The organism is Dokdonella sp. (genome assembly GCF_041395345.1).
In the GTDB taxonomy this organism is placed as follows: Bacteria; Pseudomonadota; Gammaproteobacteria; order Xanthomonadales; family Rhodanobacteraceae; genus Dokdonella.
Genome location: NZ_JAWLAR010000002.1, coordinates 12,709 through 33,060 on the forward strand (window position 1 = coordinate 12,709; position 20,352 = coordinate 33,060).

Below are 20,352 nucleotides of genomic sequence, written 5' to 3' on the forward strand. Positions count from 1 at the left end.
TCCATCCGGACTGATATGATGCGCGGCCCCGCGTATCCGGCTTTGAAACATGTCGAACGAGAACGAGGCCCTGACCTACCGATCCGCTGGCGTCGATATCGATGCCGGCAATGCCGTTGTCGACCGGATCAAGCCCCTGGTCGCCAGGACCTTCCGCAAGGAAGTCATGGCAGGACTGGGTGGATTCGGTGGATTGTTCGAGCTGGGTGGACGCTATCGCGAGCCCGTACTCGTTTCGGGCACCGATGGCGTCGGCACCAAGCTCAAGCTGGCCCAGATCCTCAATCGCCACGACACGATCGGCATCGACCTGGTCGGCATGTGCGTCAACGACGTGCTTGTCCAGGGTGCCGAGCCGCTGTTTTTCCTCGACTACTTTGCCACCGGCAAACTCGATGTCGACACCACCGTGTCGGTGGTCGGCGGCATCGCGACGGGTTGCGAACTGGCAGGCTGCGCACTGATCGGTGGCGAGACCGCCGAAATGCCGAGCATGTACCCGCCCGGGGAGTACGACCTTGCCGGATTCTGCGTGGGCGCCGTCGAAAAACTCGCCTTGATCGACGGCAGCCGCATCCAGGCAGGAGACGCGATCATCGGCATTGCCGCCTCCGGTGCCCACTCCAACGGCTATTCACTGATCCGTCGCATCGTCGATCGTGCAGGCAGTCCGTTCGATCTGGATCTCGGTGGCATCAGCCTGGCGGATGCGCTGATGGCGCCGACCGAAATCTACGTCAAGCCGGTGCTCAAGCTCATGCAACAGCTGACCATCAACGGCATGGCTCATATCACCGGTGGCGGGCTGCAGGAAAACATCACTCGTGTCGTGCCCGAAGGCCTCGGCATCGACATCGACAGCAGCACCTGGAAGGCGCCCGTCGTTTTTGACTGGCTGCAACGCGAGGGCAATGTCGCTCGAGAGGAAATGTGGCGGACTTTCAATTGCGGCATCGGCTACACGCTGATCGTTGCGCGCGATCATGCCGTCGCCACCCTGGATGCCCTCGAAACACTGGGTCTGCAGGCCTGGAACATCGGCGAGATCGTCGCTGCCCAGGCTGATGATCGCGTCCATATCCGCTAGCCGAAGTTGCAGCAGTCCATGAAAGCGCCGATGCGGGTTGTCGTCCTGGCCTCCGGCCGAGGTAGCAACCTGCAGGCCCTGATCGACGCGCAACGAGACGGCCGGTTGCCGATCCGCATTGTCGGCGTGCTTTCCGACAAGCCCTCGGCCAGGGCACTTGAGCTGGCCGCCGCTGCCGGAATCCCTGCATTCGTCTGCGACCCGCGCGAAGCCACGGACAGACTTGCCTATGACCGCTCGCTGTTTGCCCGGATCGAAGCGCTGGAGGCGGAACTCGTCGTTCTGGCCGGATTCATGCGCATCCTGGATCCGCGCGCCTTCGCCCCTTGGCTGGGTCGCATCATCAATATCCATCCCTCCCTGCTGCCGTTGTACCCGGGCCTGCACACGCACCGACGTGCACTCGAGGCCGGTGAAACCCGGCACGGGGCAAGTGTCCATTTCGTGACTGCGGATCTGGACGGCGGACCCGTGATCGCACAGGTCGGCATCGATATCCTTGCCGGCGACACCGCGCAGAACCTCGCCGATCGACTGCTGCCACTCGAGCATCGATTGCTGGTCCGGAGTGTCGGGATGATTGCCAGTGGTCGCCTGTGCTGGTCTTCCGGAGTAGTCTGCCTGGATAGCCGTGCACTGAATTCCCCCTTGGTGCTTGAGGCTGACGACAGCCTGGCAATCAGGCCTGAATGATCGCAGGCGGCGTTCATGTGACATGAATAAGAATGCGACCAGTCCAGATCGAGGCATTTCCTTGAAGAATCTCCCTGCACTCTTCCTTTTCGCGCTGCTGCCCTGCACGGCGGCAATCGCCAGTTCACCCATCGCGCCGTTCAAGGCCGAATACATCGCCTTGCGCAACAACAGCGAAGTCGCCCGAACCACGATCCAGCTCAGTGAGAATCCGGATTCGACCTGGACCTTGCGTACGAGCACGGTCGGCACCTCAGCACTGGCAAAGATGGCCGGACTCGACGTGGCCGAAGAGTCGACCGTGAGATGGGTAGATGGCCGCCCTGAAACCGTGACCTACGATTTTCGCCAGGATCTCGCCTTCAAGAATCGCCAGCGTCATGGCGAGTTCGACTGGAACGCGCGGCAGGTCCACATGATCGATGGCAAGAGCGACGTCCGTTACGAACTGGTTCCCTACACGATCGATCGTCACGCCTTGACGCTCGCTCTGGCTTCAGACCTCTCGCGCAACTCGAATCAGTTCGAATACAAGGTTGCGCAAAAGCGGGCGATCGAGGATGTGCGCTACACCGAATGCGGCGAAACAACCATTGCAGTACCCGCCGGAACCTTCACTACCCGCTGTCTCGAACGTGTGCGCGAAAAGCGCACGTCAAAGAGCTGGTTTGACGGCGCCAATGGCTGGGTTCCCGTGCAGATCGAGCAAGTCGAGAGCAAGGGCGACATCATCACCCTGAAGCTGGCGTCGCTGGAGGGGCGCTAGCGCGACCGGGAATGGGGAATAGAGGATAGGGAGCCGGTTTGGAGCGGCTTTGCCAATTCACCTGAAGGCTATCGCGTTGCTCACCCGGTCTCAGAGCACGCCATCGCGCGCTTGTCCGATTCCCTGTTCCCCACTCCCTGCTTCAGGAGGGCAAACGTCGAATCCGCGCGCCAAGCGCACCGAGTTTTTCCTCGATGTTTTCATAGCCGCGATCGATGTGGTAGATGCGGTCGATGACCGTGTCGCCCGTCGCTACGAGACCCGCAAGCACCAGCGACGCTGAGGCGCGAAGATCGGTTGCCATCATTTGCGCACCGGTCATCGACTTCACGCCCTTGATGATCGCGGTATTGCTTTCGAGCTGGATATCCGCGCCCAGACGCTGCAGTTCCAGCGCGTGCATGAAGCGGTTCTCGAACACCGTTTCGGTGATCACGCCAACGCCTTCGGCTACACAGTTGAGCGCCGTGAACTGGGCTTGCATGTCGGTCGGGAATGCCGGATAGGGCGCGGTCGTGATGTTGACGGCCTTGGCTCGCTTGCCACGCATGTCGAGCTCGATCCAGTCATCGCCGGTGTTGACATGCGCGCCGGCGTCCTCCAGTTTCGACAACACAGAATCCAGCGTCTTCGGCCGCGCGCGCTTGGCCATGATCTTGCCACCGGTGATGGCTGCAGCGACCAGAAAGGTGCCGGTCTCAATTCGGTCCGGCAGCACTTCGTAGTCGGTGCCGCCGAGGCGCTCGACGCCGTCGATGACGATCGAGTTGGTTCCGGCGCCACTGATCTTTGCGCCCATGCTGTTCAGGCAATTGGCCAGGTCGACGACTTCGGGTTCCTGCGCGGCATTTTCGATGACGGTCGTGCCCTTGGCCAGCACGGCTGCCATCATCAGGTTTTCCGTACCGGTCACGGTGACCAGGTCGAGAACGATGTGGGCACCTTTCAGGCGCTTGGCCCTGGCCTTGATGTAGCCATTCTCGACGCGGACATCGGCACCCAGCGCCTGCAGGCCCTGGATATGCAGATTGACGGGGCGCGAGCCGATCGCGCAACCGCCCGGCAAGGACACTTCGGCCTCGCCGAAACGGGCCACCAGCGGTCCCAGCACAAGGATCGACGCACGCATGGTCTTGACCAGATCGTACGGAGCGAAGAATCGATGGGTGGTGCGCGGATCGACGTGGATCTTCATGCGCTCGTCGACCACCAGCTGCACGCCCATCTGGCCAAGCAGCTCCATGGTCGTGGTGACATCATGCAGATGCGGCACATTGGCGATGCTGACCGGCTCGTCAGCCAGCAGGCAGGCGGCAAGGATCGGAAGGACCGCATTCTTGGCGCCCGAGATCTGGACGTCACCGTGAAGCGGTTCACCGCCGTTGATTACAATTTTGGCCATTGCCCGCGTGTTTCCTGGTTCATGGGTACTGTGAGTTTGCTGCCCCGGATTGCGGGGGACAGGCGTTGCGCCAGCGCCGGCGAGGCCGGTCCGGTTGTGTGGGAATCAGCCGCCCGCGGCCTCTTCCGGTGTCAGTGTACGGAGGGAAAGCGCATGAATGGCATTCCCCATGTGTTCACCAAGAGTGGCGTAAACCATGCGGTGGCGCGCCAGGGGCAGTTTTCCGGCAAACGCCGGGCTGACCACCCTCGCCTCGAAATGGACGCCGTCCGCCCCCTCCACGGAGATGTCCGCATCGGGCAGGCCTGACTGGATGAGATCGTGAATGGTCCGGGTGTCCATGGGGAGGCGAAATCCTGTCGAAGCTGCGACGGAAGGCCCGCTCGGCCCGTCTTGAGCGCCAGCAGGGGGTAACGGATACAATAGGGAAAGCCAATGTTACTCAAAATACCGCTTCGCCGAAATCAATCGCTTTCCGATCCGGCCCTTTCGCTACTCAATCCAAGCCTGATGAATGCCCAACTGACCCCTGCCAGCTTGACCTCGACCCCACCTGTACTGGACGAACTGACCGTACGCAAGAGCGCGATGACGGTGATTGTGACCGAAGCCAGGGCCATTGAGGCGCTGCAGGCAAGGGTCAACGGCAATTTTCTGCGCGCCTGCCAGCTCATGTTCGAGTGCCAGGGGCGGGTCGTCGTCATCGGCATCGGCAAATCCGGACATATCGCGCGCAAGATCGCGGCGACCCTGGCGTCGACCGGCACGCCGGCATTCTTCGTGCACCCCGCCGAAGCCAGCCACGGCGACCTCGGCATGATTACCCACAAGGACGTCGTCCTGAGCCTGAGCAATTCCGGGGAGACCGATGAACTGCTGACGATCCTTCCGCTGATCAAGCGCCAGAATGTGCCACTGATCGCCCTGACCGGAAACGAATTCTCGTCGCTGGCCAAATTGGCCGACGTGCATCTCGATGTCTCGGTTTCCGAGGAAGCCTGTCCGCTCGGCCTGGCCCCGACCGCCAGCACGACGGCAGCCCTCGTCATGGGCGACGCGCTGGCCATCGCCTTGCTGGAGGCGCGCGGATTCACTTCGGAAGACTTTGCCCGCTCGCATCCTGCAGGCACGCTCGGTCGCCGACTGCTGGTTCGCATCAGCGACATCATGCACTCGGGCAAGCAGATCCCGATTGTCGACCAGCACGCATCGCTGACAACGGCCCTGGTCGAAATGACCCGTACCGGTCTCGGCATGACCGCGGTGACCAACGAACTCGGCGAGTTGCTCGGCGTCTTTACCGATGGCGACCTGCGCCGCGCCGTCGATGATGCCAATATCGATCTGCGCGATACACCCGTCATGCGACTGATGACCTCAAACCCGAAGACGATCACGGCCGACAAGCTTGCCGCGGAAGCCGCCCAGGTCATGGAAACGCACAAGATTCACGCCCTGCTCGTCGTCAGCGACGAAAACAGGGTTGTCGGTGCGCTGAATATCCACGACCTGCTCAGGGCGAGGGTGGTCTAGGTGCCGGGAGTGGGGAATCGGGAATAGGGAATAGGTTCAAGCAAATGCCTTGAAATGCCCGCCTCTTTTCGGTTCGCCGTATTGGATGACTCCACTTTTCGCTCTGCCGACTCCCCATTTCCCATTCTCGATTCCCAGCTCCCCGGACCATGCCCCCATCCAGCATCCCCACCGACATCCTCGAACGTGCTGCCCGTGTCAGGCTGGCCGTATTCGATGTCGACGGCGTGCTGACTGACGGGCATCTGTGGTACTCCGAAGACGGCCACGAGCTGAAGGCCTTCCATGTGCACGACGGACTCGGGCTCAAGCGCCTGCTTGCGAACGGCGTCGAGGTCGCCATCATTACCGCCCGGATTTCCCACCTCGTTGCCCAGCGCATGGCCGACCTTGGCGTGGCCCATGTCTATCAGGGCCAGGAGGACAAGCTCAGCTGTTTCAAGCAGCTGCTGAAAGCCTTGCAGCTGCAGGCCGACCAATGCGCCTACACCGGTGATGATCTTCCCGATCTCGCTGTCATGAGTCGGGTCGGACTGGCCGTGGCCGTGGCCGACGCGCACCCGTGGGTGCGTGACCGCGCGCACTGGTGCACCGGACGGAAAGGCGGCTGTGGCGCGGCGCGCGAAGTCTGCGATCTTCTGATTGCCGCACAGGGCAAGGCCGACGCGGAACTGGCCCTGCATCTGGCCAGGCCCTGATCCGATGCTACATGACGACTTCCGGGCACGCGCCTGCACATCATGGTGATCGACCGCCGATTCATCGCCGTGGTGATCGTGCTCGCCCTGCTGGCGGCGGGCAGCCAGATCCTGCTCTTCCTGACCCGTCCGCCGCCGCTTGAACCGACCTTCAGCGGCCCGCCGCGCTCGAGCTACACGCTGGACAATTTTTCCCTGAACGCGCTCGACTCGGAAGGCCGTCTCAGTTTCACGATCAGCGGGCCACGCCTCACCCGGCGCAGTCAGGATGGTTCGATCTTCGTGTCGACGCCGGACTACGTGATGGTCGACAAGGACGGCAATCCCTGGGTCGGTACCTCCGACGCTGCCTGGGTCAACCAGGATGGATCGCTGATGAAGCTCGAGGGCAATGTGGAAATGCACCGGGTTGTCTCGGATACCGTGCCACCGGCAGTCCTGTCCACGTCAGACCTGACCGCCATGCCAAAGGCAAAGAAGCTCGAAACCGCGGCAGCGGCGCAGATAAGCCAACCGGGCTCTATACTGCGGGGCACAGGCCTGCGCGGCGATCTCAACACGAAAGTTCTGGAGCTGTTGTCCGATGTCCACAATACGTTCGAACCCCGCACCCGATAATCCTGGATTTCGCCCCGCAGCGATCACTCTTCCGGCGCTGCTGCTGCTCGCCATGGCCGCTCCGGTATCAGCGCTCAGTACCGACCGCGACCAACCGCTGGACGTGCGCGCACAAACCAATACAAGCTCGTTCGGAACGAATACCGTCAGTGTCTTCAGCGGCAACGTTCGCATGGTTCAGGGCTCGCTCAAGGCGGGCGGCGACGAAGCCAGGATTTCCGAAATCGCGGGCGACGGCGACGGTCGCAGGCTCGTATTGACCGGCAAGCCGGCCAACCTGGAGCAATTGATGGATGGAGGCGGCAAGGTGACTGCCCGCGCGCTGACCATTGATTACCGCACGGATACCGGTCTCGCGGAATTGACCGGCGATGTCATTGTCGTGCAGGAAGGCCGCTCGGAATTCCGCGGCCCGCGCATGACCTACAACACCAATACCGGGGCCATGGAGGGCGGCAGCCAGCAGGCCGGCAGTGAAGTTCACATGACCTTCAAGCCCAAGCCCCGCACCGCTCCGAAACCAGCCGCGGACCCCAGTTCCTGATGCTGCATGCCGCAAACCTGCGCAAATCCTATGCAGGTCGCACCGTGGTGCGGGATTTCGGATTTTCACTGAAACAGGGCGAGGTCGTCGGCCTGCTCGGTCCCAATGGCGCCGGAAAGACGACCTGCTTCTACATGGTGGTCGGCCTGGTCGGCGCTGATTCGGGGAGTATCCGCCTCGACGAACGCACGATTACCAACATGCCGATGCATGAGCGTGCACGCCTCGGTGTCGGCTACCTGCCGCAGGAGCCGTCGATCTTTCGACGCCTGAGCGTGGCCGACAACGTCATGGCCATTCTCGAATTGCGCGAGGATCTCGACGCCGACGGGCGTGAAAGCGAGCTCGAGTCCCTGCTTGATGAGCTGCAAATCAGCCATATCGCCGCAAGCAAGGGCGTCAGCCTTTCCGGTGGCGAGCGCCGACGCGTCGAGATCACGCGCGCACTCGCAGCAAAACCGCGCTTCCTCCTGCTCGATGAACCGTTTGCCGGCATCGATCCGATCTCCGTGGTCGACATCCAGCGCATCGTGCGCCAGCTCAAGGCCCGCAATATCGGCATCCTGATTACCGACCACAATGTCCGCGAGACGCTCGGCATCTGCGATCGTGCCTACATCATGAACGAAGGCACGGTGCTGACCCAGGGTTCACCTGCGGAAGTGCTGGCCAATGAGCAGGTGCGCGAGGTCTACCTCGGTAAGGAATTCCGCATGTGACTCGTGAAAACCGGCAACCGACGCACTCCGCATGCAGCAGGCACTATCCGGAGACGGCCGCACGAGAACGGCAAGCAGCTCCGGATATGCCCGCACGAGAACCCGAGCTCCACTGAAGCCGCAGGCTCGTGGCCGCTATCTGACCTGGATGTTCACCTTCTCGATCTTTCCGGCAAAACGACTGCTCACTCCGGCACGATAGGCTTCCGTCACGGGCGTGTCTTCGTCTACACCGACGTCTGCGCCTTCATCGAGTGAAAAGATGAAGGCATTGGTTTTCTCGACGCGGCCTTCGGCCACCTTCTTGTCGTCAACCGAGAGCACAACAGTGCCGCCTTTTCCGCGGCCTCCTCCGTCATAGTCGAATTCCACCTTTATGGTCGACCTGCCCTTCGGGATCGAATCAGGTCCGGCCACGGTGTAACGCTCCACGCCCACCCAGTTGTAGGCGTACTCGGGCCTGCCTTCCCTGAGGTACAGACTCCAGCCACCAAAGCGCCCGCCCTGCGCGACGATGACGCCATTGGCGTCCGACTCGCGCACATCGATATCCGCCGTGATGGTTACCGAGCGATTCTTGACGTTGAGGAACGTGTTTTCCATCATGCCGGTCATTCCGGGATAGAGGGTCAGCGAGGTTCGCTTTCCCATCAGATCCGGGCGCCCGGCCAATTCCGGATCCATCCGCTCGATGCTTCGATCATCCAGCGGCAGCACGTTGTACTTCACGGCCTCCGTCATGAACAGCGCCTGCAATTCCGCCAGCTTCTCCGGATTCTCTGCCGCAAGGTCGTTGGCGAGGCTGAAGTCGCTTCGCGTGTCATAGAGCTGCCAGACATCCTGGTCAAATGGCGGGGGTGGTGTCGCCTCCCAGGGCACTCGATGGATCGTGCGGGCAAACCAGCCGTTGTCATAGATGCCCCGGCTGCCGGCAATCTCGAAATACTGCGTGGTGTGCCGGTCAGCCGCCCTTGCGTCATCAAAAGTGTACGCCAGGCTCACGCCCTCGAAGGGTTTCTGCACGGTCCCGTTGACTGTTTTCGGGAACGGCAGACCGGCCGCTTCCAGAACGGTCGGCGCAATGTCGATGACATGGCTGAATTGGGAACGCTGTTCTCCCTTTGCCTTGATGCCGTCGGGCCAGCTCACCACCATTCCATTGGTGCTGCCGCCGAAATCGCCGCCAACCTGCTTGGTCCATGCGAATGGGGTATTTCCGGCTACTGCCCAGCCAACAGCGAAGTGCGGATAGGTTTCAGGGTTTCCCCACGCATCAAGGTGTTCGAGTTGATCGGCGACGCTGTCCTGCACGCCATTGAAATAGGTCATTTCATTGGAAGTGCCATTCAGGCCGCCTTCCGCGCTGGCCCCGTTGTCGCCGGCGATGTATATGAATAGCGTGTTGTCCGCCACACCGAGATCTTCAAGTGCCTTGAGCAGGCGGCCAATCTCGTAGTCGGTTTGTTCGGCGTAGCCCGCGAAGACCTCCATCTGGCGCGCAAACAGCTTGCGTTCCTCAGCGGGCAAGGTATCCCAATCCTTGATGGCAGCCGGTTTCGGAGCGAGCCTGGTCCCGGGAGGCACGATACCCAGCTTTATCTGACGCGCCAGCGTTTCTTCCCGATAAGCGTCCCAACCCGCATCGAATTTACCCTTGTACTTGTCGGCCCATGCCTTCGGCACATGATGCGGCGCATGTGTCGCGCCCGGGGCGAAATAGAGGAAGAACGGTCGCTCAGGGGTCATGGTGTGCTGGAAACGCACCCAGGCAATCGCCCTGTTCGTCATGTCTGTGGTGAAGTGGTAGTTGGGGTCCTGCGGAAGCTCCACTTTCGCGACACCGTCGTAGAGCAAGGGTGCCCACTGGTTCGTTTCACCGCCCAGAAAGCCATAGAACTGTTCGAAACCGGACGAAGTCGGCCACATCGAATAGGGGCCGGAGATACTGGTCTCCCAAAGCGGCGTCAAATGCCACTTGCCGAATGCAGCCGTGTTGTAGCCGTTGAGCCTGAGCATCTCCGCCAACGGCGCCACACTGTTGGGCCGCACGCCGGTATATCCCGGAAATGCCGTGGCAACATCCTGAACGGCTCCCGTATTGTTTGTGTGGTGGTTGCGGCCCGTTAGCAGTGCAGCGCGCGTGGGCGAGCACAGCGCCGTAACGTGCAGGTTGTTGTATCGCAGCCCGCCGGAAGCCAGGCGGTCCAGTGTCGGCATGGAGATTGCGCCCCCGAATGTGCTCGGCTGCCCGAATCCCATGTCGTCAACCAGCACGATCACGACGTTCGGGGCGTTTTCTGGCGCTTTAACCTCGAAACGCGGCGGCGGCTCGGCATGGCGCACATCAAGTTCTGTGTTGGCAGACAACTGCGGCCCTGCGATGGGCAACGAAGTCCGATCCTGCATTTCCAGAGCGATGGCAGGCCCGACCAGCCCGTTGCATGCCAAGCCGAACGCCAGCATGCGTACAAAGAAGTAGCGCCTCACTGTTCCCCCTCGAATGTTCGAAAACAACCGTCTGTGAATGGCACATGCCCTGCCCATTTTGGCCATGTCCGGGCATTCCGATCTAGCCGGAAAGGCGGGAAACCAAGCGGGTGCGCACGCAACAAGAGATCCTGATCAGGACCAATCGGCTGAGATTGGACCGCATTCGCGAAAGCGTCAAGATCTGCCGCTGGGTGGCAATTGGCGCTAGGATTGCATGAGGCCAGATGGTGACCACCAAACGGGCATGAAACCCGCTCTACAACTTCGAATCCAGTCGCAGCTTGCGCTGACTCCGCAACTTCAGCAGGCCATCAAGCTGCTGCAGCTTTCAAGCATGGAGCTCGAGCTGGAGCTCAATCAGGCGCTCGAATCCAATCCCCTGCTGGATCTGGACGAGGACGAGCCGGAAGACGAAGCAGTCGAGGAATTCGCCCCGCCCGAGCACACCATCAGCGCGCCGGTGGATTCCACCGACGAGCGCAACACGGATATCCCCGACAACACGCCCGAGTACGACGACGCGCCCCTGGACCTCGGCGGGGACATGCGCGAGTACCGCGTATCCGGAGGCGGAGACGAAGAAGGCATTGAATCCCAGGATGCCGAATCGGAAGACCTTCGCGACCATCTGCTCTGGCAACTCAATCTGACGCCGCTTTCCGCGCAGGATCGCGGCATCGCGACCGCGATCATCGAGGCCATCAACGATGACGGGTATCTCGATGAAACCAACGAGGTCATCTGCGAGAGTCTGGCTGACCTGTTCACGGCAAGTGTCGACCAGGTCGAAGCCGTGCGGCATCGCGTGCAACGGTTCGATCCCGTCGGCGTCGCTTCGCGCTCGCTCAGCGAATGCCTGGACATACAACTGGAGGCACTCGAAGCAGAAACGCCAGGCTTGACCATGGCACGCAAGCTCGTCGTCGACTGCCTCGACCTGCTCGCACGCAACGACCGCACGCGGATGTGCCAGAAGCTCAAGGCCAACGAAGACGAACTCGATATCGTCATCGACCTGGTTCGCTCGCTGAATCCCAAGCCCGGCGCCGGCTATTCGAGCGGGGCCGCCGAATACGTGGCTCCAGATGCCTATGCGCACAAGATCAACGGTCGCTGGCAGGTTTCGCTTTCGCCCAACTGCCAGCCACGACTCGCCATCAACGAGCACTACGCCAGTCTGATCGCCCGCGCCCAGCGCGACGACGCGAACTACCTGAGGGGCCAACTGCAGGAAGCGCGCTGGTTGATCAAGAGTCTGAAGACGCGCGCGGAAACCGTTCTCAAGGTGGCCCAGGCGATTGTCCAGGCGCAGGAGGGCTTCCTTGAATTCGGCCCCGAGGCCATGCGTCCGCTGGTACTGCGGGATGTCGCCGAGGAAATCGAGATGCACGAATCGACAGTTTCCCGGGTGACCACGCGCAAGTACCTGCATACGCCGCGCGGCACGTTCGAATTCAAGTATTTCTTCTCCAGCGGCGTTTCCACCGTCGATGGTGGCGCGGCTTCGGCGACGGCCATTCAGGCAATGATCCGCAAACTGATCGATGAAGAAAAAGCCGCTCGACCCATGTCCGATCAGGCATTGGCCGTCGAACTCAACCGCCGCGGCATCAGCGTGGCCAGACGTACCGTCGCAAAGTACAGGGAGGCGCTCAACATTCCATCGTCGAACGATCGCTGCCGACTGGGCTGATCCGGTGCGCGCCCGACTGATCCGGGAACGCCTGCCCGATTTCCGTGTCGAATCCGATGCGCCGTTCGAACAACAGGCAGAAAAGCGGAATCGCGGTCGTACAGCGATTCCATTCGGGCCGGCAGGACCGGTCCTTTACAGAAGGAGGTTGTTATGCAGATCACAATCAAAGGCCATCAGATCGATGTCACGCCCGCACTGCGTCAGCACGCGGAGTCCAAGATGGAACGTCTGAACCGGCATTTTGACCACCTTCACGAGTTATCGATCGTACTCGGCATCGAGAAACTGTTGCACAAGGCCGAGGCCACGATCCTGGTGTCCGGCAAGGCGATGCACGCCGATGCAGTCGCTGCCGACATGTATTCCGCCATTGATGCGCTGGCCGACAAGCTCACCGCGCAAGTTCGAAAGCACAAGGAAAAGCTGACCAACCATCACAACGAGGAGGTTCGCGCCACTCGCTACGAATAGGTTCCTTGGGTATCCGGCCTGCAATTCGAAACAGGCCGGATACCCCGGCTAGCGCCCGCCGTCGCTGCAGAATCCGCCCGGATCACGTCTGGGCGCGCTGCGATGCCATACTGTGCCCTCCTCCGACTCTCGACCTTTTCTGCCTCGCATGTCATTCCTGGACCTGTTGACACCGGAACGCGTGCGAGCGGATCTGGTCGCCGCCGACAAGACCGAACTGCTGGCGGAAATCGCCACGCTGCTGGCCGGAGACCAGGGCGACGAAGAGGAAATCAACCAGGCCTTGCAGGCCCGGGAAGATCTCGGCTCCACCGGCCTGGGCCATGGCGTGGCCATTCCACATGGCCGAATCGAGGAAACCGGGCAGGTTCGCGCCGTGTTCATCAAGTTGCAGACGCCACTCGAATTCGACGCGCTGGATGCAGAGCCCGTCGATCTGGTCGCCGCGCTGGTCGTGCCAACCGGATTCGCCGATCAACACCTGCTTCTGCTGGCAGAACTCGCCGAAATGTTTTCGGACAGGCAGCTGACCGCCGACTTGCGCGAAGCAGGTGATGCCAGCGCAGTGATCGCGAAACTGGCAGAATTCAAACGCAAGAGTACCGGGGAATCCGCATGGACAGACTGACTTCGCGCCAACTCTACGATGCTGTCGGCGAGCGCATGCAATTGCGCTGGGTCGCGGGGCTTCGTGGCGAAGGCCGCGCAATCGAGCCCGGCGACAAGAAGTCCCGGCGTCCTTCGCAGATCGGCTACCTCAACATCATCTATCCGAACAAGGTGCAGATCATCGGCACCGAGGAATTGTCCTATCTGGACGGACTCGATTCACGGCAGCGCTGGGAGACGATCGAAAAGATCATGGCCTATCGCTCGATTGCCCTGATCGTGACCAAGGACCAGCCCATTCCGGGCGACCTGCGCGATGCAGCCGAAGAATCGCAGACTCCGTTGTGGACCAGCCCCAAGCGCGGCCACGAACTGCTCACCTATCTGCAGTACCACCTGGCGCGCGGACTGGCCAGGCAGGTCACCCTGCACGGCGTGCTCATGGAAGTGAATTCGATCGGCGTACTGATCACCGGCGAAAGCGGTACGGGCAAGAGCGAACTTGCACTCGAACTGATCACGCGTGGCCATCGCCTCGTGGCCGATGATGCGCCCGAGTTCACCCTGATCGCACCCGATGTCATCGACGGCACCTGCCCCGAAATGCTCAGGGACCTGCTTGAAGTACGCGGCCTGGGCGTTCTCAACGTACGCGAGATGTTCGGCCACACGGCGGTGAAGCCGTCGAAATACCTGCGCCTGGTCGTGCATCTCCAACCGATGACCCAGACCGGAGCCGATGACGAGATGAAACGGCTCTACGGCGACGTCGGCTACCGCGATATCCTTGATGTGCCGATCCCGCAAATCGTCATCCCGGTAGCGTCGGGACGCAACATCGCAGTGCTCGCCGAGGCCGCCGTGCGCAGTCACATGCTCAAGTCAAAAGGACTCGACCCGGCGCAGACTTTCGTCGACCGCCAGGCGCATCAGTTGCGCCGCCTGCCACCATGGTGACCCGATGAGCGACACCACTTCGAACGCCGCAAAGATCCGACTGATCGTCGTCAGTGGCTTGTCCGGCTCCGGCAAGTCGGTGGCACTGCGCACCCTGGAGGATCTCGACTACTACTGCGTCGACAACCTTCCCAGCGCCTTGATGCCTGCCTTCGTCAGGGCCGTGTCCGAGGACGCAAGAGACCTGCATCCGCGTCTCGCGGTCGGAGTCGACGTGCGCAACCGCGCCGATGATCTGAACCGCTTGCCCGGTATCCTGGCCGGGCTCGCCGAAGTCGGCATCGCCTATGAGCTGGTGTTTCTGGACACGCGCGATGAAGTGCTGATCAAGCGCTATTCGGAAACCCGGCGTCGCCACCCGCTCTCCGGCGACCGGCTAGGACTGGCCGATGCCATTGCCCTGGAACGCAAGCTGATGCGCCAGGTCGCCGCGATCGCCGACCGCGTGATCGATACCAGCGAACTGAATGTGCACCAGTTGCGGCGGCTGGTCATCGCCGAACTGGGCATGAAGGCCGGTTCGCTGACCCTGCTGTTCGAGTCCTTCGCCTACAAGCATGGCGTGCCACCGGACGCGGATTTCGTGTTCGATGCACGCTGTCTGCCCAACCCGCACTGGAATCCGTTGCTGCGTCCACTGTCCGGGCGCGATGCGCCCGTGCGCGAGTGGCTGGAGGCTCAGCCGGACGTGGTCCTGTTTCGGGAACATCTGCAGGGATTTCTGGATACCTGGCTGTCGCGATTCAGGGACGAAGGCCGCAGCTATGTCACCATCTGCATCGGTTGTACCGGCGGCCGCCATCGTTCCGTCCACCTGGTCGAACGCCTGGCCGAACACTTTCGCGAATCCTTCACCCAGGTTCTGAGCTATCACCGTGAACTCGAATGAAATCGACGCGCCCGCAGCGACCATGGTCCCGCCAGGACACGGAGTCGGGTACCCTGATACGCAGTTGAACCGGCGCTTCTGGCGCCTTGGGAAGTTCCAGGCATGAGCGTCGGTGTACTCCTGTTGACCCACGAAGCCATGGGCGCTGCGCTCGTCACCGCTGCGCGGCACGTGCTTGGAAAAATGACCCTGCCTCTGGACGTCATCGAAGTGGGCTCCAGCGCGGATCCCGACAACATGCTGACCGAGGCCGCACGCCACGCCCGCGAACTCGATGACGGAGGCGGCGTCCTCGTTCTGACGGATCTGTACGGCGCGACGCCCTGCAACGTGGCCCAGCGCCTGCCGGCCCTGGGCTTGAACATGCATTGCGTCTCTGGCCTCAACCTGCCCATGCTGTTGCGGGTATTGAACTACCCGGAGCAATCACTGGACGAACTCGCGCAGACCGCAGCCAGCGGCGGACGCGGAGGAATATTCATCGATCATGCTTGAACGCGAAATCACCATCAGCAACAAGCTCGGCCTGCATGCGCGGGCCTCGGCGAAACTTGTGCAGACCCTGCACGGTTTCAAGTCGACGATATTCATGGGCTACCGCGGCAAGGAAGTGAATGCGAAAAGCATCATGGGGGTGATGATGCTCGCAGCCGGTCTCGGTGCGGTCCTCACCCTGCGCGTGGACGGCCCTGACGAAGAAGCCGCCATGGCCGCCCTGGTGGATCTGTTCGAGCGGAAATTCGACGAGGGCCAATAGCATTTCCCCCGCTGCAGGAGGGCATGGCCGGTTCGCACAGCCGGGATGCATGCGCCAGCAGCCGGTCAGAGTCATCCGGGGGCCTTGAAGTCCGGCTGGGAAGCCCGGTCTTCGGTGAGCGCATGATCCATGGCAGTCCCCTGGGCCTGAAAAGCGCAGGCAGTCTGTCGGCTACCGGCCGAAATCCTTCCCCAACCGGTATAGTTCGACAGGGAGCCGACAAGGAGCAGGACAAGGCGTGCGACTGAGACTGGAAGGCAATGGTGCATCGCGAGGCATGGCGCTCGGACGCGCACGCCTCGAACAACCCAGCCGCTACCTGGTCGATGAATCCCGCCTCGAAGCCGACGAAATCGAAGGCGAGCTCGAGCGCATCGATGAAGCACTGTCTGCTGCGCGCGACGAATTGCAGGCAGTGCGCGACAAGCTTGAAGGACCGCTGGCCCGGGAAGTGGGCGAATTCATCGATGCCCACAGCCTGATCCTGGAGGACCCCGTCTTCATCCAGGGTCTGCACGACCTGATTCGCGAAGGCCGCTTCCACGCCAGTGCAGCCCTGAAAAGGCAGCGCGAAAGCCTCGTGGCCGTGTTCGAAGCCATGGACGACCCTTACCTGCGCAGTCGTCGTGAAGACATCGAGCATGTCATCGGCCGTGTCGAGGGCGCACTCAATCGCGAATCCAGCGTCGAAGAGCGCAAACTTGCGTCTCGAGTCGGCGAAATACTCATCAGTGACACGGTCGCACCGTCCGAAATGGTGCCGCTGGCCGAACACGGCGTACTCGGCTTCGTGCTGACGGCTGGCAGCACGCTTTCCCATAGCGCCATCCTGTCCCGTTCGTTGCGCCTGCCCATGGTGGTGGGTTCGCACGAGGCGCTCTCGCATCTGCAGGATGGCGACCTCGTCCTGATCGATGGCGACAGCGGCCAGATCATTGTCCATCCCACCGCTCAGGATCTCGCCGGCTTCCGCCAATGGCAGCGCGAGTCCGCCCAGCACGAAAAAAGGCGCGAGCGACTGCGTGATGCCGACACGCGAACCCTCGACGGCGTAGCCATCCACCTTCATGCCAATGCTGAGTTGCCGGGTGAAGTGGCGCAGGCGCGTTCCTGTGGTGCCGCCGGCATCGGGTTGTACCGCACCGAATTCCTGTTCCTGCAACGCAAGGATGCCCCTGGCGAGGAAGAGCAGTTCCTGGCCTACCGCGACCTCGTGCTTGGCATGGGCGGACTGCCGGTCACGATCCGCACGCTTGATCTCGGCGCGGACAAGGTGGACAGCGCAGGGCTGGTGCTGAAGGACGAGCTCAATCCGGCCCTCGGCGTACGCGGCGTACGCCTTTCGCTGCGCACGCCCCAACTCATGCATACCCAGCTGCGCGCCATTCTGCGCACGACCAGCTATGGCCCGGTGCGCATCCTGATTCCGATGGTCAGCTCGATCGAGGAAATCGTGACCGTTCGGCGAATGATCCTTGAGTGCGCCAGGCAACTCCGCTACGAGGGCCACCAGATTACCGATCAGTTCGAAGTCGGTGCCATGATCGAGGTGCCGGCGGCCGCCATTGCCCTGCCCAGCCTGATTCGCAAGCTCGACTTCGTCTCGATAGGCACCAATGACCTGGTCCAGTACACGCTGGCCGCCGATCGCAACAACAACGAGCTGGGCAACCTCTACGACCCCCTGCACCCGGCCGTCCTGCGCCTGATTGCGCAGACTATCGCCACCTGCAAGCGCGCCAATCGACCGGTCACCCTGTGCGGGGAAATTGCCGGCGACGTGTATTTCACGGCCATGCTGATTGCCCTGGGCCTGACCGAATTCAGCATGCACCCCGGGCTGCTGCTTGAGGTTCGTGAAATCGTCAACACACTCGATCAGGCCGAACTGCGCAAACTGGCGCCCAGTCTGCTTCGCGCGTCAAGTCGGGAAGGCATTCTGAAGGTCTTGCAGCGCATGCGTGTGAAATCCCCGGCAATAGTGGAAAATAGCGGGCCAGAAACGATGGCTCCCTGATACCCAATCCGCACACACCACGCGGCCTCACCGACGCGCGTAGCCCCCATGCCTGCCAATCCCGATTCCCTGCTCAATCCCGACGTCCTTGCGAACTCTGGCGACATCGCTGCGCGCTTCGCGCCGAGGAAACCGTTTCGTCACGTCGTCATCGACGATTTCCTCGACAGCGAATTCGCCGACCGCCTGCTCGCCCAGTTTCCCTCGTTCGAGAGAGGCAACGCACGCAACGAAGCCGGAGAACTCGGCAACAAGTCGACCGTGGAGCGTGTACACGAGCTCGGAACTGCCTACCAGCAGCTCGACGAGCTGATCCAGTCCGAAACCTTTCTCGAACTGGTCGGGCGCCTGACCGGCATCGATGGCCTGATTTACGATCCCTGGTACTTCGGCGGCGGCACGCACGAGAACCGCGAGGGCCAGGATCTCGATTCGCATGTCGACTTCAACCGCCATCCGGTCGAAAACTGGCATCGCCGGCTGAACCTGATCGTCTACCTGAATCGCGAGTGGGAAGATGCCTGGGGCGGCTCGCTCGAGATCCACTCCGATCCGCGTTCCGATGACGACGAAATCAGTCTGATCACTCCTGCTTTCAATCGCTGCGTGATTTTCGAGACCACCGAGTCGAGCTGGCACGGCTTCAGCCGGATCACGTTGCCGGAGTCGCGCAAGCAGCTCAGCCGGCGCTCGATCGCGCTTTACTTCTACACCAGGGATCGGCCGGCCGACGAACTGGCCGACACCCATTCCACGATTTACGTGGACCGCCCCCTGCCCGACAAATTCGTCGCAGGAAGGACCTTGAGCGAGGCCGACGTCGAGGAATTGCGCGTGCTGCTGAAGCGGCGCGACCAGCACAACCAGAGGCTCTATCGCGATATCACCCGTGCAAGCACCCAGCTGGAGCAGGCACGTTCCGCGCTCTACGCCGGACGGCTGGGGCGATTGCGCTATTTTCTCAAGGTTGCCCGCTCTCGCCTTCGCGGCTGATTGCTTGTGCTGTTCAATTCATTTCACTACGTCGCATTCTTCATTGTCGTCCTGGCCCTGAACCAGGCGCTGCTGCGCTGGCCGACGGCGCAGAAGCTGATGCTGCTGGCAGCCAGCTACTATTTCTACGGCCAATGGAGCTGGCTGTACCTGCTGCTGATCCTGTTCTCGACAGCCACGGACTACGCCATCGGTCTTGGAATTGTCCGGGTCAGGCGGCCGCGCCAGTTGCTGGTCATCAGCCTGGTCGCAAATCTCGGCGTGCTGTTCTTCTTCAAGTACGCGAACTGGGCCATTTCGAACTGGAATGCCGTGGATTCTCTGGCGGGCATCGGCATGCCGATCACGCCGCTGGATCTGCTGCTGCCGATCGGCATCTCGTTCTATACCTTCCAGAGTCTTTCCTACACCATCGATGTCTACCGCGGGGACAGTCCGCCGCGGCGCAATCCGCTCGACTACTCGCTGTTCATCGCCTTTTTTCCGCAACTGGTCGCCGGGCCCATTGTTCGCGACGGCGAGTTCTTCCATGAACTGGATCGAGATCGCAGCGTCGACTTCGGCATGGTTCGCCAGGCCCTGATCCTGATTTCACTGGGCTACGTGAAGAAGATGGTCGTCGCCGACAATCTGGCCCTCGTCGTGGATCCGGTATTCGATGCCCCGCTGGGGCAGGGATTCTGGGACACCCTGCTCGCGATCTACGCGTTTGCTTTCCAGATCTACTGTGATTTCTCCGGCTACACCGATATCGCGATCGGCTGCGCCCTGCTGCTCGGCTTCCGCTTTCCGAAAAACTTCAACTACCCGTATGTCGCGGAGTCGATCCAGGATTTCTGGCGACGCTGGCACATGACGCTTTCGCGCTGGTTGCGCGACTACCTGTACATCTCGCTGGGTGGAAACCGCAAGGGTCCGGGTCGCACCATGGTCAATCTCATGCTGACCATGCTGCTGGGCGGACTCTGGCATGGCGCAAGCTGGAACTTCGTCATCTGGGGCGGTCTGCACGGCGCCTACCTCGCCGTCGAACGCACCATCCACAAGCATTGGCCCGGATGGAACCGCGAAGGCCGATTCTTCCGCCTGCTGCGCGTCGCCATCTGCTTCCATCTTGTCTGCCTGGCCTGGATCTTCTTCCGCGCGCCCGATCTGGCAGGTGCGGCACAGATCTTCTCCAACCTTGGCGGCTTTTCCCTCCTCGATTTTGACAAGGACAGCCACCTGGGGCTGTGCGTACTGCTCGGATTGCTTGCCTATGCCCAGTTCCTCGGCAACGATCGCCGGATCAAGCAGCGCATGAGCGCCAGCGAAGGGCCGCTGTTTGTCGGCACGGTCACTTGCGCGCTCCTGGCCCTGATCTGGTTTACGCCAGCCGTCAGCACACCATTCATCTACTTTCAATTCTAGCCA

21 protein-coding genes are annotated in these 20,352 nt (G+C 61.6%); 18 read left to right on the forward strand and 3 right to left on the reverse strand.

Features of this window, described 5'->3' with window-relative positions; genetic code table 11:
- Positions 1–49 precede the first annotated feature (49 nt).
- The 3 genes from purM (at position 50) to R3F00_RS02105 (ending at position 2,546) form a co-directional block, all read left to right on the forward strand.
- Entirely contained in the window at positions 50–1,087 is a 1,038-nt protein-coding gene (gene purM / locus R3F00_RS02095; protein WP_371280048.1) for a phosphoribosylformylglycinamidine cyclo-ligase, read from the forward strand.
- Between the two features lie 18 nt (positions 1,088–1,105).
- On the forward strand, positions 1,106–1,780 hold the full coding sequence (purN, locus tag R3F00_RS02100) for a phosphoribosylglycinamide formyltransferase (protein ID WP_371280049.1): 675 nt from the start codon (positions 1,106–1,108) through the stop codon (positions 1,778–1,780).
- A 61-nt stretch (positions 1,781–1,841) separates the two neighbouring features.
- Positions 1,842–2,546 (forward strand): DUF3108 domain-containing protein, encoded by a 705-nt coding sequence (locus R3F00_RS02105; protein ID WP_371280050.1) that lies wholly within the window; start codon positions 1,842–1,844, stop codon positions 2,544–2,546.
- Between the two features lie 142 nt (positions 2,547–2,688).
- Here R3F00_RS02105 and murA read toward each other — a convergent pair whose 3' ends face one another.
- Together murA and R3F00_RS02115 are read right to left on the reverse strand one after the other, a co-directional pair.
- Positions 2,689–3,948, reverse strand: a complete 1,260-nt coding sequence (murA, locus tag R3F00_RS02110) for a UDP-N-acetylglucosamine 1-carboxyvinyltransferase (RefSeq protein ID WP_371280051.1) — start codon at positions 3,946–3,948, stop codon at positions 2,689–2,691.
- Between the two features lie 105 nt (positions 3,949–4,053).
- A complete protein-coding gene (locus tag R3F00_RS02115; RefSeq protein ID WP_371280053.1) occupies positions 4,054–4,290 on the reverse strand; it encodes a BolA family protein in 237 nt (78 codons plus the stop codon).
- Between the two features lie 246 nt (positions 4,291–4,536).
- Between R3F00_RS02115 and R3F00_RS02120 the strand changes: the two genes are divergently transcribed.
- The 5 genes from R3F00_RS02120 (at position 4,537) to lptB (ending at position 8,060) form a co-directional block, all read left to right on the forward strand.
- Positions 4,537–5,481: a KpsF/GutQ family sugar-phosphate isomerase gene (locus R3F00_RS02120; RefSeq protein WP_371280303.1), complete on the forward strand. Its 945-nt coding sequence runs from the start codon at positions 4,537–4,539 to the stop codon at positions 5,479–5,481.
- Between the two features lie 149 nt (positions 5,482–5,630).
- Complete coding sequence (gene kdsC / locus R3F00_RS02125) at positions 5,631–6,179, forward strand: 3-deoxy-manno-octulosonate-8-phosphatase KdsC (protein WP_371280054.1); 549 nt, start codon at positions 5,631–5,633, stop codon at positions 6,177–6,179.
- A 42-nt stretch (positions 6,180–6,221) separates the two neighbouring features.
- Positions 6,222–6,797, forward strand: coding sequence for an LPS export ABC transporter periplasmic protein LptC (gene lptC / locus R3F00_RS02130; protein ID WP_371280055.1), 576 nt, complete (start codon positions 6,222–6,224; stop codon positions 6,795–6,797).
- Complete coding sequence (gene lptA / locus R3F00_RS02135; protein WP_371280056.1) at positions 6,763–7,341, forward strand: lipopolysaccharide transport periplasmic protein LptA; 579 nt, start codon at positions 6,763–6,765, stop codon at positions 7,339–7,341. The genes lptC and lptA overlap by 35 nt, the downstream gene beginning before the upstream one ends.
- Positions 7,341–8,060, forward strand: a complete 720-nt coding sequence (gene lptB, locus R3F00_RS02140) for an LPS export ABC transporter ATP-binding protein (protein ID WP_371280057.1) — start codon at positions 7,341–7,343, stop codon at positions 8,058–8,060. Before lptA ends, lptB begins: the two co-directional genes overlap by 1 nt.
- Positions 8,061–8,195: 135 nt before the next feature.
- Here the strand turns inward: lptB and R3F00_RS02145 are convergent, their stop codons facing one another.
- Entirely contained in the window at positions 8,196–10,427 is a 2,232-nt protein-coding gene (locus R3F00_RS02145) for an arylsulfatase (protein ID WP_371280058.1), read from the reverse strand.
- A gap of 367 nt (positions 10,428–10,794) precedes the next feature.
- Between R3F00_RS02145 and R3F00_RS02150 the strand changes: the two genes are divergently transcribed.
- From R3F00_RS02150 to R3F00_RS02195, 10 genes are all read left to right on the forward strand, one after another.
- Positions 10,795–12,243, forward strand: coding sequence for an RNA polymerase factor sigma-54 (locus tag R3F00_RS02150; protein ID WP_371280059.1), 1,449 nt, complete (start codon positions 10,795–10,797; stop codon positions 12,241–12,243).
- Between the two features lie 153 nt (positions 12,244–12,396).
- Entirely contained in the window at positions 12,397–12,717 is a 321-nt protein-coding gene (gene hpf / locus R3F00_RS02155) for a ribosome hibernation-promoting factor, HPF/YfiA family (RefSeq protein WP_371280060.1), read from the forward strand.
- A 148-nt stretch (positions 12,718–12,865) separates the two neighbouring features.
- Positions 12,866–13,345, forward strand: a complete 480-nt coding sequence (locus R3F00_RS02160; protein ID WP_371280061.1) for a PTS sugar transporter subunit IIA — start codon at positions 12,866–12,868, stop codon at positions 13,343–13,345.
- Positions 13,333–14,283 (forward strand): HPr(Ser) kinase/phosphatase, encoded by a 951-nt coding sequence (gene hprK / locus R3F00_RS02165; RefSeq protein WP_371280062.1) that lies wholly within the window; start codon positions 13,333–13,335, stop codon positions 14,281–14,283. Before R3F00_RS02160 ends, hprK begins: the two co-directional genes overlap by 13 nt.
- 4 nt (positions 14,284–14,287) lie before the next feature.
- The gene (gene rapZ, locus R3F00_RS02170; RefSeq protein WP_371280063.1) at positions 14,288–15,172 is read left to right on the forward strand and encodes an RNase adapter RapZ; all 885 of its coding nucleotides are present in this window, start codon (positions 14,288–14,290) and stop codon (positions 15,170–15,172) included.
- A 102-nt stretch (positions 15,173–15,274) separates the two neighbouring features.
- On the forward strand, positions 15,275–15,667 hold the full coding sequence (locus R3F00_RS02175; protein WP_371280064.1) for a PTS sugar transporter subunit IIA: 393 nt from the start codon (positions 15,275–15,277) through the stop codon (positions 15,665–15,667).
- A complete protein-coding gene (locus R3F00_RS02180; RefSeq protein ID WP_371280065.1) occupies positions 15,660–15,929 on the forward strand; it encodes an HPr family phosphocarrier protein in 270 nt (89 codons plus the stop codon). The genes R3F00_RS02175 and R3F00_RS02180 overlap by 8 nt, the downstream gene beginning before the upstream one ends.
- A gap of 238 nt (positions 15,930–16,167) precedes the next feature.
- The gene (gene ptsP / locus R3F00_RS02185; protein WP_371280066.1) at positions 16,168–17,946 is read left to right on the forward strand and encodes a phosphoenolpyruvate--protein phosphotransferase; all 1,779 of its coding nucleotides are present in this window, start codon (positions 16,168–16,170) and stop codon (positions 17,944–17,946) included.
- A gap of 48 nt (positions 17,947–17,994) precedes the next feature.
- A complete protein-coding gene (locus R3F00_RS02190; protein WP_371280067.1) occupies positions 17,995–18,939 on the forward strand; it encodes a 2OG-Fe(II) oxygenase in 945 nt (314 codons plus the stop codon).
- A 6-nt stretch (positions 18,940–18,945) separates the two neighbouring features.
- Entirely contained in the window at positions 18,946–20,349 is a 1,404-nt protein-coding gene (locus tag R3F00_RS02195; protein ID WP_371280068.1) for an MBOAT family protein, read from the forward strand.
- Positions 20,350–20,352: the final 3 nt, after the last annotated feature.

Excerpts from the sequence above, each read along its gene's own strand:
- kdsC (WP_371280054.1), top strand. The coding sequence starts at position 5,631 with ATGCCCCCATCCAGCATCCCCACCGACATCCTCGAACGTGCTGCCCGT.
- R3F00_RS02180 (WP_371280065.1), top strand. The coding sequence starts at position 15,660 with ATGCTTGAACGCGAAATCACCATCAGCAACAAGCTCGGCCTGCATGCG.
- rapZ (WP_371280063.1), top strand. The coding sequence starts at position 14,288 with ATGAGCGACACCACTTCGAACGCCGCAAAGATCCGACTGATCGTCGTC.
- R3F00_RS02190 (WP_371280067.1), top strand. The coding sequence starts at position 17,995 with ATGCCTGCCAATCCCGATTCCCTGCTCAATCCCGACGTCCTTGCGAAC.
- purN (WP_371280049.1), top strand. The coding sequence starts at position 1,106 with ATGAAAGCGCCGATGCGGGTTGTCGTCCTGGCCTCCGGCCGAGGTAGC.
- lptC (WP_371280055.1), top strand. The coding sequence starts at position 6,222 with ATGGTGATCGACCGCCGATTCATCGCCGTGGTGATCGTGCTCGCCCTG.
- R3F00_RS02160 (WP_371280061.1), top strand. The coding sequence starts at position 12,866 with ATGTCATTCCTGGACCTGTTGACACCGGAACGCGTGCGAGCGGATCTG.
- R3F00_RS02120 (WP_371280303.1), top strand. The coding sequence starts at position 4,537 with ATGACGGTGATTGTGACCGAAGCCAGGGCCATTGAGGCGCTGCAGGCA.
- R3F00_RS02175 (WP_371280064.1), top strand. The coding sequence starts at position 15,275 with ATGAGCGTCGGTGTACTCCTGTTGACCCACGAAGCCATGGGCGCTGCG.
- lptA (WP_371280056.1), top strand. The coding sequence starts at position 6,763 with ATGTCCACAATACGTTCGAACCCCGCACCCGATAATCCTGGATTTCGC.
- R3F00_RS02115 (WP_371280053.1), bottom strand. The coding sequence starts at position 4,290 with ATGGACACCCGGACCATTCACGATCTCATCCAGTCAGGCCTGCCCGAT.
- R3F00_RS02150 (WP_371280059.1), top strand. The coding sequence starts at position 10,795 with ATGAAACCCGCTCTACAACTTCGAATCCAGTCGCAGCTTGCGCTGACT.
- hpf (WP_371280060.1), top strand. The coding sequence starts at position 12,397 with ATGCAGATCACAATCAAAGGCCATCAGATCGATGTCACGCCCGCACTG.
- hprK (WP_371280062.1), top strand. The coding sequence starts at position 13,333 with ATGGACAGACTGACTTCGCGCCAACTCTACGATGCTGTCGGCGAGCGC.
- purM (WP_371280048.1), top strand. The coding sequence starts at position 50 with ATGTCGAACGAGAACGAGGCCCTGACCTACCGATCCGCTGGCGTCGAT.
- lptB (WP_371280057.1), top strand. The coding sequence starts at position 7,341 with ATGCTGCATGCCGCAAACCTGCGCAAATCCTATGCAGGTCGCACCGTG.
- murA (WP_371280051.1), bottom strand. The coding sequence starts at position 3,948 with ATGGCCAAAATTGTAATCAACGGCGGTGAACCGCTTCACGGTGACGTC.